This window comes from Alishewanella longhuensis (assembly GCF_014653435.1).
Taxonomy (GTDB): domain Bacteria; phylum Pseudomonadota; class Gammaproteobacteria; order Enterobacterales; family Alteromonadaceae; genus Alishewanella; species Alishewanella longhuensis.
Genome location: NZ_BNAO01000005.1, coordinates 174,682 through 189,822, shown reverse-complemented (window position 1 = coordinate 189,822; position 15,141 = coordinate 174,682). Strand labels below are relative to the sequence as shown.

Sequence of the window (15,141 nt, the reverse complement as noted above, 5' to 3'; positions counted from 1 at the left end):
TAGTCTTGTATGCAGTGACATTACAAAGGCTCTATTCGATAGTTGCCAGTAGCAAAAGCTTCGGCCAGCTCGTGTGAGCGATCTAATACCTTTTGCCAATAACGAATACGTTCATGATCGTTGAGTTTAAAATCTTTTCGGTCTGGGATCTTGCCATGGGGTAAACTTTTTACCCAATCATCTGACGGACACAATAAAATGACATTATGCAGATAAGCTTTATTGGCCCGACGCCAGCGCAAGCCTTTGTCAAACCAACCGGGGATCAGTTCCGGGTAAAAATGCGGATAAAGCACTAAGCCATCATCGCTAAACGGTTGATTAAAATGATAGTCAGTAATGCCGCCATCAAAATAACGGCCAGCGCCAGCACCAGCAATATCTGTTACGGGCTCCAGCACCATAGGAATGGCGCCACTGGCAATCACGGCAGCCTTTAGATTTTCTGCAGTTAATAACACCCGTTCCGTCGGCAGTTCTGTTTGGTGACTGAAAGGCGCCGTTTCGCCGGCAACATGAAAATGCACTCGCTGGTAAAAATGCCGTAGTAAACGCCGGTTTAGCAAATTTGCACTAGCCGTTAGCAACAAGCCCGAGCCTTGTATCAATTTATTGCTACTTTTATTGATGCCTCGCGCCCTATCGACAATCAGATTAAGTTTCATCACGGGGTGGTTAAGTACTTGCTGCAAATGTGTTTGCTCGGGCAATACATCGTCAATAATGGCTTGTGAGATTTGCGTGATCAAGCGGATGTCCGCATCTTTTGGATAGGTGACTTCAGAATAGGCTTTGGCAAAGCGTGCTGAAGCGGCAACGCCATCTTGCTGCGCATAGCAGGTAAAGCGCCAGGCGCCGGCAGAGCTACCCAATAAATGCAGTGGTTTAGTCCGTTCTTTGAAAAACTGGCCTAATAAATACTGATCCAGACCATATAAGGAAAACCATTTCGGCCCGCCGCTGGCACCTACCATCACGCTGATATCATCAGCATTTAAGCCATGTTGTTTAATATGGGCAAGTGCAGTATTGCCGGCTAGCACACGTAAAGGTGAAGACACGCTAACTCCTTTTGGCTGTTGCTAAGGTTGCTGTTTAGTTCCCAAACAAAGTTAAATACATCCGTTCGGCATAATCATCGGTCATGCCGGAGATATAATCACAAATTACCCGTTGCTGTGCGTCTAGGCTATGAGCTTGTTGCCAGCGTTGCTGCGTATTAAGGGGTAATAGCCGCTCTGGGTCAGAGGCAAAGGCGTCAAACAGCTTTAGCAGCATATTCTGGCTACGAAAACGTGATTGCTGGATCGCGGGCTGTTGGATCACGCAGCGATAGACTAATTGTTTTAGGGTTTGCAGGATAAATTGTTCGTGCTCTGCCAAAGTAGCGTTATAGCGGATTAATGCTGTCTGGCACTCTGGCAAGCTTTCAACTAAGGTCACAGAGGTGATTAACTGATTGACCAGCGAGCCAATGGCGTCTTTACGTAAATGATGAGCTTTGGCAAAGAGTTTATCTGCTAATTGCGCTAAGCGCTGTTGTAGAGGTATCGGTAATGTTTGAAAAGGTGCAGCGGTAAAAGCATGCCATTGGGCTGCGCTAATATTACCGAGCACTATGGCATCTTCTAAATCGTGTACACCATAGGCGATATCGTCGGCCAGCTCCATAATTGAAGCGTCCAACGATTTATGTCGCGACTTCAACCAAGGAGATTGTGTTAGTTCGTCTGTTTGTTGAAATAGCTGCCGCTCAGCCGGGTTAAGCGGTGCCAGGATCCAGTCTAAGATAGCCTTATCTGCAGCAAAAATAGCCTTTGCTGGTTTCCAGTTCGCTAAACTCAGCGGATTATCTGCACTAGTAGGTGCGATCAGTGCGGGTTGTAGTACCGGATACTTTAATAAGCCTAGTAAGGTACGGCGCGTCAGATCCATGCCATGTTGTTCGGTATAGGGTTCTAGTTTGGCGACAATCCTTAAAGTCTGGCCGTTACCTTCAAAGCCGCCATAGGCCAGCATTTTATAATTTAAAGCTGTTTCACCGCCATGGCCGAAGGGCGGGTGGCCCAAATCATGGCCTAAACACAGCGCCTCCATTAAGCTGTCGTCTGGCAGAATGGCGCGTAATGGTTCTGCGGTTTTCAAACGTAATTGGCTGAGCAACCCCGTACCAATTTGTGCGGCTTCTAAGGAGTGGGTTAAACGAGTGCGGTAAAAATCATTTTGGCCTATGCCCAGAATTTGCGTTTTCGATTGCAAGCGCCGAAAGGCAGCAGAGTGTAAAACCCTGGCCCGATCCCGTTGCCATGGTGTGCGATGATCTAACGGCCGGTCTCCCGGTGCGGCTGAACGACGTTCTGCCCAGATAGCATCCATAATTTCTCCGCTGAAACTGTCTATTTTCAAGTATTTATACTAAACCAATTAGGCAGAAGATGCGATAGTCAGCGCGAGCGCTAGACGTAATCGATTTTATACTGTATAAATAAACAGTTTTCTAGCAGAGGGTAAAGAAATGGCTGTTATCACCAGATATGTTGTAGAGCGCAATGGAGTAGAAAAAATGACGTTTACCTCTAAAGCTGAGGCAGATGCCTATGACAAAATGCTCGATATGGCAGATGCCTTGCAAGTTTTACTGCAAGACAGCACGCTGTTAGCCACAGAGCAACAGGCCGAGAGCCTGGCACTGTATTTAGCGCAGCAAAAAGACGAGTTGTTAGTCGCCTTAGGCGCTAAAAAAGCCCCTGCCAAAGCCGCGACTAAAGAGTCAGTAGCAGCGGAGCCTGAGCCTGAGCAGGTAACGCTAACGGCAGTTAAAAAATCGCCTAAAGCTGAACAAGCTGCCTAACCGCATTGATATAACACTTAGCAAACCAGGTTGTGACTAGCTGCAACCTGGTAGCTAATAAGCGCAGCTACAAGCGATTTTTGCAAGTCCAGTTTTGTGAGTCCATTATTAGCACCGTTGTGCTTATCAGACTTTACGAGCTGCCCAATAGCGTTTTAAATCGGCTCTTACTTCCGGCAGTAATAAGTACAGCGCCAGAATATTGGGTATCGCCATTAAGAAAATCATCGAATCGATAAAATCAAACACCGCCATTATGCTTGGCACTGCCCCCATTGAGACCATACCGCAAAACAGTATTTTATACAGCGTGGTCAATGCTGGCCGGGTTCCGACAATATAACGCCAACCGGTTAAACCGTAATACGACCAACTCAGCACCGTAGAAAAGCCAAATAACAGCAAAGCAACCATTAACACTACCGGGAACCAGTCAATAACTGAGGCAAAGGCGCCTGAGGTGATTTGCACACCATCCAGGCCCTGCACCTGATAGGCACCGGTTAGAATAATTACTAAAGCGGTGATGGTACAAATGACCACCGTATCAATAAAGGGTTCGAGTAAGCCAACAAAGCCTTGTGATACCGGATCTTTGGTTTTAGCGGCAGCATGGGCAATAGGCGAGGAACCAATACCGGCTTCATTGGAATAGGCCGCGCGGCGAAACCCCTGAATAAGCACGCCAATAAAGCCACCATAGGCTGCATCGGGGGCAAAGGCGCTGTGCACAATCAGCAGCAGTGCGGCCGGCACGTCAGAAAGATGATGGCCAATAACAATAAAAGCGGCCAGCAAATAAATGGCACACATAGTCGGCACCAGCTTACTGGTGACATTGGCGATACTTTTAATCCCGCCAATAATGACGGCACCAATTAAGGCAGCATAGATCACGCCAAATAGCCAAGGGTTAGCAAAGCCGGTAACGCTTTGCACCTGCACAAAGCCTTGGTTAACATGGACAAAACCAGCAGATCCAAAAATAACGGCGACAGAAAAAAACAGCGCCAAAAAAGTACCAAGTGTGGGTAGATGATACTTATCCAACGCCGCTTTAATATAATACATAGGCCCACCAGAGAAGGAGCCATCGGCATGTTGCTGGCGGTATTTCACGGCCAGGGTACATTCCACAAACTTGGTCGACATGCCAAGTAAACCCGCCATAATCATCCAAAAGGTCGCACCGGGGCCGCCTAAACTAATGGCTACCGCTACGCCGGCAATATTGCCGGTACCAACAGTGCCAGACAAGGCAGTGGTTAGGGCTTTATAAGGCGAGATCTCACCACTGCTGCCAGCCTCCGGTTTAGCAAACAGCCGTTTAATAGCATAGCCAAAGCCGCGAATATTGATAAACCCCAAATACAGGGTAAAGATAACCGCACCGCAAATGAGCCAAATCATCACGAGTGGAATATCAACGCCATTAAAATTAAAGGCATAAAACACCACCGCAGCTAACTGGGTGGTAAAGGCTTCAAATACGGCTTGAAAAGAAAATTCTGCAGTCATTCAACCTATCCAAGGAGTTGTGTAGTTAGCACGACCAGCCAAGCTTGGGCTGCTCGTGCTTAATGAAAACGGCTTTGCCGGGAGTTACTGACTGTAGCCGGGTAGAAATTGCGCCAGCTTGGTAATAGCCTGGGTTAACTGTTCTTTATGCGGCAAGGTAACAATGCGGAAATGATCCGGCTCTGGCCAGTTAAAAGCGCGGCCATGTACCAATAACACCTTATGCTGGCGCAGGAAATCCAGTACAAATAGCTCATCATCTTTAATTTTGTACTTTTTCAAGTCAATCTTTGGAAACAAATACATGGCACCTTTCGGTCGCATACAGCTAATGCCGTCAATTTGCGTGACCAATTTATGCGCTAAATCCATCTGATCGTACAATCTGCCACCCGGCACCACTAGCTCATTAATGCTTTGATAACCGCCTAATGCCGTTTGTACCGCATGTTGGCAGGGTACATTGGCGCAAAGGCGCATTGAGGCCAGAATATTCAAACCCTCAATATAGTGTTTTGCTAACTGCTTAGCGCCGGATATAAATAACCAACCAATGCGAAAGCCTGCAATCCGGTAATTTTTTGATAAACCGCCAAAAGTCAGCATTACTAAATCATCTGCCAAGGCAGCTGTGCTGACATGCTCGGTGCCATCGTACAGTACCTTGTCGTAAATTTCGTCACTCAGTACCACTAGCTTGTGGTTACGGGCAATTTTCAAAAGCTCTAATAAAAAAGCCTTATCGTAAACGGCGCCGGTTGGATTATTGGGGTTTATCAGCACTATCGCGCGGGTTTTCTTACTGATCTTGGCTTTAATATCCTCTAATGACGGCAGCCAGTCTTGCAGCTCGTCACACAGATAATGCACCGCCTTGCCACCCGCTAAATTCACTGCCGCCGTCCAAAGTGGGTAATCAGGCATCGGAACCAATACTTCATCGCCATTATTTAACAGTGCCTGTAATGACATTAGTATCAGTTCAGAGACGCCGTTACCAATATACACATCGTCGGCATCGGCACCGAGGATGCCGCGCTGTTGATAATATTGCGCCACTGCTACTCTGGCTGGATAGATGCCTTGCGAGTCAGAATAACCCTGGGCCGTAGGCAGGTTATGAATAACGTGCTTTAAAATTTCATCCGGCGCTTCAAAGCCAAAAGGGGCAGGGTTACCAATATTGAGTTTAAGAATGCGATGGCCTTCTTCTTCCATTCTGCGTGCTTCCCGCGCCACTGGCCCGCGAATGTCATAACATACACCATCTAATTTTGTGGAACGCTCTATTGGTTTCATATCGTTGCCTGCTAACCTTATCCATCCAGACTGCCAAAAGCAGCTTGTAGTCTTTATCAGCCAGCAAAAATTTGCAATGATTTCAGCGCGAAAAGCTGAAAAAAACTGGCTTTAAAACTTTTGGTCGAATCTTTGCTCTAAAACCGGTAGAATAGCCGGCTAAAATATAGTCGATTTAGTACTTTTTTAATGTCAAGTTTCACAAAAAAGGTGGTTGATGCTCTTTATTCGTAAGTTATTACTGGTAGCAGGTTGGTTGCTGGTGCTTTTCGCCATGCTACAGCCTTTTAGTCAATTAGAACCGCTAAAAGAACCAGAGTCACTGGAAGATTGGCAGATCCCAAGCCGCTTATCGGCGTTATCGGATGTTGATCAGAAGAAACTGCTACAGCGGTTGGCCTACCCACGTGCCGATATCGCGAAAAAGCCTTTACCAGACTTTAACGCCATTGCCGATGTAAATGCAAAGAAGCAGGCATTTTTCTCTTATTTACGGCCTTATGTCCGTCAGGAAAATCAGCGGTTACAGCTGTTGCGTGAGCAATTATTAGACATCGCGGAAAAAAAGCAAAAAAAGATGCGTCTTAGCATCGAAGAGTACGCTTTTCTTTATAGCCTGTACGAGGAGTTCCGCTTAGATGTGGCTGAAACGGATCTGGCGTCGTTACAGGAGCTACTGTTGCGGGTCGATGTTATTCCCGAAAGCCTGGTATTAATGCAGGCGGCGAATGAGTCCGCCTGGGGCACCAGCCGTTTTGCAGTTGAAGGCTATAACTTTTTCGGGCAGTGGTGCTTTCGCGAAGGCTGTGGCATGGTGCCATTAAATCGGGCTGAAGATCAGTTTCATGAAGTGGCGCGTTTTGAGAGCCCAGCCCTGGCTATTCGCAGTTATTTCTACAATTTAAATACTTTTCACACCTATGAGTCACTGCGGCAAATTCGCGCCGAGCTACGGGCAGAAAACCGGCCGTTACAGGCAGAATATCTGGCGAATGGTTTAATGGCTTACTCGGAGCGGGGGACCGAATATATTGCGGAAATTACGGCAATGATTCGTTTTAACCGCCGCTTATTAGAAGACGGTTAATCTAAACGACTGCTGCTCAGGCTGCGGCCTGAGCAGGCTGCTAAAATCAGGCTAACTCGACGGCCTGCGTTACCAGTGCGTCGTCTTCATCTATCTCCAGCCCAACGGGTACACTTGGCACTGCCGCTTTATCAAAGGCGGTATCGCCTTCCAGGTTAAGGGCATTTTCTTTGCTGATACCGGCGAAATCAAACAGGTTTTTATCTGCCAGGTGCGACGGCACCACATTTTGCATCGCCTGAAACATGGTTTCAATCCGGCCAGGAAAACGTTTATCCCAGTCTTGTAGCATCTCTTTTACTACCTGACGTTGCAAGCCGTCTTGCGAGCCACACAGGTTACAAGGAATAATCGGAAAGCCTTTAGCGACGGAGTATTTCTCAATATCTTTTTCCTTGCAGTAAGCCAAGGGCCGGATCACGATATGCTCGCCATTGTCGCTGATTAGCTTCGGTGGCATCGACTTCATTTTGCCGCCATAAAACATATTTAAAAACAGCGTTTCTAACATATCGTCGCGGTGATGCCCCAGGGCAATTTTAGTGGCACCTAGCTCTTTAGCTGTGCGATATAAAATACCGCGGCGTAGGCGTGAGCAGAGCGAGCAGGTGGTTTTGCCTTCAGGGATTTTATCTTTAACGATAGAGTAGGTGTTTTCAGTAACAATCTTAAAATCCACCCCAATACTGCTAAGATAGTTAGGCAGCACCTCGGCCGGGAAGCCAGGCTGCTTCTGATCGAGATTAACGGCGATAATGCTAAAGTTGATAGGTGCAGATTGCTGTAAATTAAGCAGAATATCCAGCAGGGTATAAGAGTCCTTCCCGCCAGATAAACAGACCATAATTTTATCGCCATCTTCGATCATGCCAAAGTCGGCAATCGCCTGCCCAACACCTCTGCGCAGTCTTTTGTGCAGTTTGTTTAGATTATATTGCGCTTTTGCTTCAGCTGCGTGTGACATTATCAACTACCTGATGGAAAAAAGGCCGCCATTATACCCAAGGCAGCCGTTTTACCAAAGGCTGTTAGCTAGCTTTTTTCCAGCGGACAAACAAAGTTGGCTGGTTTTAATGCCAGGACGTCACAATCCAGCCGGTCGATGACATGTTCAGCGGTATTGCCGATAATGGCCGCAGATAATCCGGTACGTCCAATGGTGCCAATAATCACCATTTCGGCATCTAATCTTTTCGCCAGTTTTGGAATAACATCTTCTGGCATACCTTCCAGCACATGACATTGTTCGGCGTTAATGTCGTGCGCTTTGGCTAAACCGAGTACCGCATCTTTATGATGGCGCTGCATGGTACTGTTATATTCCTGCGGATTAAATTCTGGGATTTCAATCGCAATATTTACTGGTGTACCCGGGTAAGCATTCACTAAATGTACCTTGGCGTTTAGCAGTTTTGCCATTTGCTGCGCTTTATGAATTACCCGCTGATTTAACGACAGGTGATGCTCTTGCTCACTGCCTGCATTGACAGCAGCGATAATATTGCCTTGTTCAGGCCAGTCATGCTCTTTCACCAATAACACCGGGCAGGGACATTTGCGCAAGATGTGCCAGTCGGTTGGGGTAAAGATCATGGATTTTAATACATCATGATCATGTGTGCCCTTAATCACTAAATCGTAATGCTCTTCCAGTACGGCTTTTACCACCGCTTCAAAAGGCCGGTTATGCCAAACCACTTTAATATCAAGTTGCAGACCTTGCTCGCGTGGCGCTTGCAGAAAGTCGTTTATCCACAATTCCCGGTCTTTAATCACAGCCTGCTTCATTGACTCGCGCTCGTCGCCAGAGAGCATGGTGGTCATCTCATAAGAAAATTCATAGACGGAGAGAAAAGCGGTAAGTTTGCAGCCTTGCCGACGCGCTAGTTCGAGCGCGCGATCTAAGGCTTTTTGATGATCAGAAGTGGGATCAAGTACGACTAATACATTATTGTATAATGACATTTTGTTTCCCTTATCAGGTTGCCGGGCTATATAAATTTAGTGTAGTCAAGATAGCCTGATATAGGAAACTGTCGATTGTGGTAAATCAATAAAAAGTGTGTTTTAACATTGACCCGCCAGGTTACTTAAAGCGGCTGCGTCTATAATAGTAATCAGCTTGCCATCTACATCAATTACTTGGTCTTTATGCAGTTTGCTCAGCAAACGACTGATAGTTTCTACCGTTAAGCCCAAATAATTACCGATATCACTGCGTGTCATACTCAGTCGAAACGCTTTAGCCGAGAATCCCCTGTTAGCATAACGTGACGCTAAGTGGCTTAAAAACGTAGCAAGTTTCTGCTCTGCGGTTTTCCGGTTCAGTAGTAATAACATTTGTTGATCGGCCTGGATGTCCTGACTCATCAAACGCATCATTTGCTGGCGCAGTTTGGGTAATTGCCCAAGCAGCGTTTCCAGGTTGTTATAAGGGATCTCACAAATCATGCCGGTTTCCAGGGCTTCCGCATAGCTGGCATGCTGCTCGGTATTAATGGCGTCAAAGCCAATCACATCGCCGGGTAAGTGAAAACCGGTAATTTGTTGCTCACCTTGTTCGGTTAAGGTAAAGGTTTTAAAAGAGCCGGTGCGAATCGCATACAAGGATTTTAACGGCGTACCGCTTTCAAATAAAATATCGCCTTTATGCAAGGGGCGCTTACGCTGAATAATATCATCCAGCTTACTCATTTCCTGATCACTAAGTGAAAATGGCAGACATAGCTGGCTAAAACCACAGTCCTGACAATTTATCGCGGAACGTTGCATGCGGAGATCCTATTATCCCTAAAATCGCTTACTAGCTTAAAAAACTAGCCTCTGCAAAGCAAGCCATATCGTATAAATACCGTAAATAGCCAGTAGTGATGCTGCAGTATAACGAACCCACAATTGATTTTTGAGTTGGGTAAGGGCGTTAGCCGCAGCGCCGAACGCCAGTAAAGCAGGTAGGGTACCCAGACCAAACATTAACATTAACAAGGCGCCGGCAGAGGCGCTGCCACTAGCCAGGCTCCAACTTAGGGTAGAGTAAACCAGACCACAGGGCAAAAAGCCCCATAATAAGCCATAACTGTAGGCTTTTAGGCCGCTATCTAGCGGCAGTAACCGTTTAGTATAGGGCTGAACCTTAGACCAGAGCCCTTGCCCCAGCCGCTCAAGCAGCGTTAGGCCAAACCACAAGCGAGCGATATAGAGCGCCATGGCAACAAGCAGTAAACCAGCGACTAATCTTAACCAAACTAAAGAGGCGCCGGCCAATCCCATTGCGGTAGCACCAAAATACCCTACCACGCCACCAAAGAGTGCATAGGTGCTAAGACGGCCGAGGCTAAGTAACAGCTGCAGCCGTAATTTCTGCCAGCGGCTTTGAGTGGGCATAGAAAACTGCAGCGCGGCAACAATGCCGCCGCACATTACTAAGCAGTGGCTGCTGCCCAATAAACCGATAAGCAGCGCCGCGGGATAATCAGCGATCATCAGGCTTTTTTTGCTCGTCTGCTTTAGCTTTGTTGTCTTCATCAAACAAAATACTAAAGCCTTCTTTTTCTAAATCTTCAAATTGCTTAGAACGAACCGCCCAGAAAAAGATCCAAATACCAATGGCCACAAATAAAATAGCGATAGGTATTAGTACATAAATGATACTCATTTTTTTAGTAACCTTAGCGAGTTGGACACCACCAGCAAAGAGCTGAATGACATACCTATTACCGCGATATAAGGTGAAACAAAGCCGGCCACTGCCAACGGGATAATAACCAGATTGTACCCTACGGACCAACCAAGGTTTTGTTTAATGATTTTGGCGGTTGTGGCGCCACCAACCAGCAATTTTTGCACCAAGCGCAGATCGGGTTGTAACAGCACCACATCGGCTTGGTTTTTTGACAAATCAGTACCCGAATGCACTGCAACCGAGATATGGGCCGCATTAAAGCTGGGGCTGTCGTTAATCCCGTCTCCCAGCATCAGCACCTTAGCACCTTTAGCAATTAACTGTTGGATCTCTGCAACTTTTTGTTCTGGGCTACAGCCTTTCACCATAAAGTTAAGATTAAGCTCGCTACTTAGTTGCTCGGCTTGGGCTGAGCTATCGCCAGTAAGCATCCCCAGCTGGTATCCTTGCTGCTGCAACTGACTGATCAGGGCCGGTACTTCAGCGCGCAGTTTGTCTTCTAAATGCACTGCAGCCAGCGCTTCACCATTCAAGCTGATATACACCATGGCATCAGTCTTGGTAGCGACCTGGCAAAAAGCGGCACTGCCAACCCGCAATAGCTGCCCTTGCCAGTACCCCATTATGCCAGCACCGATAGTCACTTCAACCGCTGTTAGCTCAAGTTGCTGGCTAAAGTGTGGTGCAAAAGCGCGGGCAATAGGGTGCTCTGAATAACGTTCCAGGTTTGCGATGAGGTTAAGTATCTCTGCCTCACTAAACTGCGTAGTAAAGCTGCTGAGCCGGCTGATACTAAATTTGCCCTCGGTCAGGGTACCGGTTTTATCCAGCACTATGTGACTGATGTCGGGCAAGGTTTCTAGGGCCTGCGCATTTTTTATCAGAACCCCCTGCCGGTTTAAGCGGGCCAGGGCACAGGTAATAGCGGTAGGGGTAGCCAAACTGAGCGCGCAAGGGCAGGTAGCAACCAACACCGATAGCGTAACCCAAAATGCCCGATCGGGATTCCACCAGAAATACCATAACAAAAAGGTCAGTACGGCTATTACTAATAAGCGCTCCACAAAGTATTTGGCTAGCTGGTCGGTTTTTTCTACCAGCCGGGGCTTTTGGCTGAGGGTTTGCTGCTGCAACTGAATAATCTGGCCAAGGCGGGAATGCGCCAATACGCTGGTTACCTGCACCTTTAGTAAGCCATCATGGTTAATACTGCCCGCCAGCACCGCATCACCCGTGGTTTTACTGATAGGCCGGTATTCGCCGGTTAGCATAGATTCGTCTACCGAGCTATTTCCTTCCAGCACAGTGCCATCGGCTGCCAGGGTTTCGCCGGCTTTGACTAAAATAATATCTCCGGCTTGCAGGCGTCTGGCAGAGGTAGGTTCAGGTCCGTGTTCAGTTATCTGTGTTGCCGTTACCGGCATAATTTTCAGCAGGTTACTGGTGGCCTCTCTGGCTTGTGCTCTGGCCCGGAACTCAAAAAATTTACCCAACTGCAGTAAAAAGGTAAACATACAAACCGACTCAAAATACACTTCTCCGGTATGAAAAATCGTGGCATAGCTTGAGGCAAAAAAGGTGTAATAAAGCGCCAGCGTAACCGGTACATCCATATTCATCTGCCGCGCTTTGGTGCTGCGCCAGGCACTGAGCACAAAGGGTTTAGCGGCATACAGCACCACGGGTATCGTTAGTAACATGCTGATCCAACGCAGGTAGCCCTCGTGTGAGGCTTCAATACCGGTGTATTCACCAAAATAGAGTGCAAACGCCAGCATCATCACCTGCATGGTGAGAATGCCCGATACGGCTAAGCGCTTTAGGTAGCGATTTAATTCATTTTTAAAAACCTGCTCTTCCTGATCGGCGACAAAGGGGCTGGCCTGATAGCCTAACGCCGCAATGGTTTTTAAAATCTGACTAAGCGGTAACAGATTACTATCAAAGCGCAGCAGAGCGCGCTGGGTAGAGGCGTTAATGGCCGCACTGGCGATAGCCGGTTGCTGCTTTAACTGTTTTTCAATTAGCCAGGCGCAAGCTGCACAGCTCATCCCGCTAATGGATAGCTCGATTTCAGTTAAATTGTCGTGCTGGCGGCTAATGTCTGCCAGCACCTCGGCGTTGTCAAAGCTGGCGAGCTCTGCCAACAATTGTTCTGGCATGGCGGCCACTTTAGCCGCTGATTCGGTGCGGAATTTATAATAATCTTGCAAGCCATTACTAAAAATAGTCTCGGCGACAGCCTGACAACCAGCACAGCAAAAAGGCTGTTGCTGATTGTCGAGTTGTAGGGTGAAACGGTCACCGGTAAGCACCGGCTCATGGCAATGGAAGCACTTTACTGCACTCAAGGCCGGATCCTTATTAGTAACCCAGTTTAATTTCTTGCTCAGCTGGCAAGGTTAAATTAGCGCGCAAGCGCCACTCCTGAGTGTCGTCTGACACTGTCAGGCGCCAACGGCCATTTGGGGTGAGGGGAAGGGTAGCAACATAAAGTAATTCGCCACTGCGCTCGGCATCAACGGCAAAGTCGTGCTCGCCTAGGGTAGGGTGATAAAAATCTAAATGAATGCTCTCTCCCAGCACGGCATTTTCGGTAAAACGGATCACTGCTCTGTTACCAGCGACTAAAATACTGGCGTCCAGATTGCGTAAAGCGGCTTCGCGGTATTTTGCTAACTGCAAATTAATGCTTTTACCTGCCTGATAGTAATCATCGATGACCATCTCAGGTTTGTGTTGCTGCATAATGATCACGCTATGAACTGCTTTTAACGCAGTGGCTACCGGGATGGCAATAAGCACCCAGGGCCAAACATACTTATACCAGGGTTTCGTATCTAGCTGCATAGGTTACCTCTTTATATAACTAAGCCCCTTTACGGGGCTTAGATTCTACCAGATTGCTAACAGGCTTGTTAGCACAGGTGTTAGCGAAGATCTTCCGGATTGGCTAACCGATAAACATAGGCAGTTAACAAATGAACTTTGTCTTCACCCAGGGTATCTTTAAAGGCTGGCATCACACCATAGCGACCATGACGCAATGTTTCTTCAATTGCCGCAGAAGAGCCACCGTATAACCAGATATTGTTAGTCAGGTTAGGCGCACCAAAGGGCAGATTATGGGCCACGCTACCGCGACCATCTACACCGTGACAGGCGGCACACATACCAAACTTAGCTTGACCGGCAGCGGCATCTTGCTCATTAACGGCACGGCCAGATAATTGTAAAACGTAAGCTGTCATTTCTTTGATACCTTGGTCGCCCAGAGCGGCTTCCCAACCTGGCATCGCAGCTTTACGGCCATACAGTAAGGTTTCTTTAATCTTCTCAGGCGTGCCACCGTACAGCCAGTCATTGTCAGTCAGGTTCGGGAAGCCACGTTGACCGCGGGCATCTGAACCATGACACAAGGAGCAGTTTTGTAAGAACAAGCGCTGACCGATTTTCAGAGCTTCTGTATCGTACGCTAGATCCAGCACATCACGCTTAGCAAACTGCTGGAATACCGGGCCGTAAATCTCATCAGCTCTGGCATTTTCTACATCCAGTGCGACATGACGACCTTCAGCACGGGCTAGCTCTACCGCTTGACGCGATTCTTCCAGTGATTTAATTCCCTGGTTAGAGCTGGTCCAGCCTAAAAAGCCTTTATAGTTACCCAGCCCTGGGTAGGCTGCCAGATAAAATACCGACCAAATCAGCGTGGCGAAGAACATGTAGGTCCACCATTTGGGTAGTGGATTATTCAGTTCTTTTAAGCCATCAACTTCGTGATCCGTGGTCTCATCTTCAGGTACACCCACGTAGTTTTTCAGGTTCCACAGTAACAAGACCACACACAGAACTAATACCGGTATGGTTAGTACCCAAATCCAAAGATTCCAGAAGCTACTCATGCTCTGACTCCCGCTTAGAATGTTGTTTTTTTGATTCCGGTTCGTCGTCAAATACCAAGTTGGCTGCTTCGTCGAAATCAGGCTTACGTTTTTTGCTGTAAGCCCAAATTACGAACGCAACAAAGGATACGAACAGGATCAACGTCAAAATGCTGTGAACTGTTGCAAATTCCATAGCCATTACTTCAATGCTGTGCCCAGTGATTGCAGGTACGCAATCAGGGCTTCCATTTCAGTTTTGCCTTTTACTGCATCAGCAGCACCGGCGATATCTTCGTCGGTATAAGGCACACCAAAGCCACGGAATATTTCCAGCTTTCTGGCGGTATATTTACCGTCCAGCACATTCTTATCTAGCCATGGATAAGCTGGCATATTGGATTGTGGTACTACTGACCGAGGGTCCATTAAATGCGCATGGTGCCAATCGTCACTGTAACGCTCACCTACACGAGCTAAATCTGGGCCAGTACGTTTAGAACCCCACAGGAATGGATGCTCCCAAACACTTTCACCGGCGACAGAGTAGTGGCCGTAACGCTCCACCTCAGCACGGAAAGGGCGGATCATCTGACTGTGGCAGTTAGTACAACCTTCACGGATAAAGATGTCACGACCTTCCATTTGCAGCGCCGTATAAGGCTTCAGGCCATCGATAGGTTGAGTGGTCTCATCCATAAACATCAGTGGTGTAATTTGTACTAAGGTACCAAAACTGATTGCAACAATCGTCAGAATACCCAGTAAGCCAACGCTTTTTTCGACTTTTTCATGATGATTCTTTTGCATCTTCAGTCTC

16 protein-coding genes are annotated in these 15,141 nt (G+C 47.4%); 2 read left to right on the top strand and 14 right to left on the bottom strand.

Annotated features, from left to right (window positions below; genetic code table 11):
* Positions 1-20: 20 nt before the first annotated feature.
* Both IE163_RS11795 and IE163_RS11790 read right to left on the bottom strand, forming a co-directional pair.
* Entirely contained in the window at positions 21-1,061 is a 1,041-nt protein-coding gene (locus tag IE163_RS11795; RefSeq protein ID WP_189433173.1) for a patatin-like phospholipase family protein, read from the bottom strand.
* Between the two features lie 34 nt (positions 1,062-1,095).
* Positions 1,096-2,376, bottom strand: coding sequence for an anti-phage deoxyguanosine triphosphatase (locus IE163_RS11790; RefSeq protein ID WP_189433172.1), 1,281 nt, complete (start codon positions 2,374-2,376; stop codon positions 1,096-1,098).
* A 139-nt stretch (positions 2,377-2,515) separates the two neighbouring features.
* Here IE163_RS11790 and IE163_RS11785 point away from each other — a divergent pair, with 139 nt between their 5' ends.
* Positions 2,516-2,851: a YebG family protein gene (locus tag IE163_RS11785; protein ID WP_189433171.1), complete on the top strand. Its 336-nt coding sequence runs from the start codon at positions 2,516-2,518 to the stop codon at positions 2,849-2,851.
* A gap of 126 nt (positions 2,852-2,977) precedes the next feature.
* On the opposite strand, the gene IE163_RS11780 is transcribed toward IE163_RS11785, so the two are convergent.
* Together IE163_RS11780 and IE163_RS11775 are read right to left on the bottom strand one after the other, a co-directional pair.
* The gene (locus IE163_RS11780; protein WP_189433170.1) at positions 2,978-4,369 is read right to left on the bottom strand and encodes an alanine/glycine:cation symporter family protein; all 1,392 of its coding nucleotides are present in this window, start codon (positions 4,367-4,369) and stop codon (positions 2,978-2,980) included.
* 84 nt (positions 4,370-4,453) lie between these two features.
* Positions 4,454-5,668, bottom strand: coding sequence for a pyridoxal phosphate-dependent aminotransferase (locus IE163_RS11775; RefSeq protein ID WP_189433169.1), 1,215 nt, complete (start codon positions 5,666-5,668; stop codon positions 4,454-4,456).
* 217 nt (positions 5,669-5,885) lie between these two features.
* On the opposite strand from IE163_RS11775, the gene IE163_RS11770 reads away from it, so the two are divergent.
* The gene (locus IE163_RS11770; RefSeq protein WP_189433168.1) at positions 5,886-6,755 is read left to right on the top strand and encodes a glucosaminidase domain-containing protein; all 870 of its coding nucleotides are present in this window, start codon (positions 5,886-5,888) and stop codon (positions 6,753-6,755) included.
* 46 nt (positions 6,756-6,801) lie between these two features.
* Here IE163_RS11770 and ttcA read toward each other — a convergent pair whose 3' ends face one another.
* From ttcA to ccoO, 10 genes are all read right to left on the bottom strand, one after another.
* A complete protein-coding gene (gene ttcA / locus IE163_RS11765; RefSeq protein ID WP_189433167.1) occupies positions 6,802-7,719 on the bottom strand; it encodes a tRNA 2-thiocytidine(32) synthetase TtcA in 918 nt (305 codons plus the stop codon).
* A gap of 68 nt (positions 7,720-7,787) precedes the next feature.
* Positions 7,788-8,720 carry a universal stress protein UspE gene (uspE, locus tag IE163_RS11760; RefSeq protein WP_189433166.1) on the bottom strand — a complete coding sequence of 311 codons (933 nt, stop codon included), beginning with the start codon at positions 8,718-8,720 and terminating at the stop codon, positions 7,788-7,790.
* Between the two features lie 102 nt (positions 8,721-8,822).
* Positions 8,823-9,527: a fumarate/nitrate reduction transcriptional regulator Fnr gene (fnr, locus tag IE163_RS11755; RefSeq protein ID WP_189433165.1), complete on the bottom strand. Its 705-nt coding sequence runs from the start codon at positions 9,525-9,527 to the stop codon at positions 8,823-8,825.
* Positions 9,528-9,563: 36 nt separating this feature from the next.
* A complete protein-coding gene (locus IE163_RS11750) occupies positions 9,564-10,238 on the bottom strand; it encodes a sulfite exporter TauE/SafE family protein (RefSeq protein WP_189433164.1) in 675 nt (224 codons plus the stop codon).
* Positions 10,228-10,410 carry a cbb3-type cytochrome oxidase assembly protein CcoS gene (gene ccoS / locus IE163_RS11745; RefSeq protein ID WP_189433163.1) on the bottom strand — a complete coding sequence of 61 codons (183 nt, stop codon included), beginning with the start codon at positions 10,408-10,410 and terminating at the stop codon, positions 10,228-10,230. The genes IE163_RS11750 and ccoS overlap by 11 nt, the downstream gene beginning before the upstream one ends.
* Positions 10,407-12,788, bottom strand: a complete 2,382-nt coding sequence (locus tag IE163_RS11740; RefSeq protein ID WP_189433162.1) for a heavy metal translocating P-type ATPase — start codon at positions 12,786-12,788, stop codon at positions 10,407-10,409. Before IE163_RS11740 ends, ccoS begins: the two co-directional genes overlap by 4 nt.
* A gap of 13 nt (positions 12,789-12,801) precedes the next feature.
* A complete protein-coding gene (locus tag IE163_RS11735) occupies positions 12,802-13,287 on the bottom strand; it encodes a FixH family protein (RefSeq protein WP_189433161.1) in 486 nt (161 codons plus the stop codon).
* A gap of 80 nt (positions 13,288-13,367) precedes the next feature.
* Positions 13,368-14,342, bottom strand: a complete 975-nt coding sequence (gene ccoP, locus IE163_RS11730) for a cytochrome-c oxidase, cbb3-type subunit III (RefSeq protein WP_189433160.1) — start codon at positions 14,340-14,342, stop codon at positions 13,368-13,370.
* Positions 14,335-14,517 carry a cbb3-type cytochrome oxidase subunit 3 gene (locus IE163_RS11725; RefSeq protein ID WP_189433159.1) on the bottom strand — a complete coding sequence of 61 codons (183 nt, stop codon included), beginning with the start codon at positions 14,515-14,517 and terminating at the stop codon, positions 14,335-14,337. Before IE163_RS11725 ends, ccoP begins: the two co-directional genes overlap by 8 nt.
* A 5-nt stretch (positions 14,518-14,522) precedes the next feature.
* A complete protein-coding gene (ccoO, locus tag IE163_RS11720; RefSeq protein WP_189433158.1) occupies positions 14,523-15,131 on the bottom strand; it encodes a cytochrome-c oxidase, cbb3-type subunit II in 609 nt (202 codons plus the stop codon).
* Between the last annotated feature and the right edge of the window lie 10 nt (positions 15,132-15,141).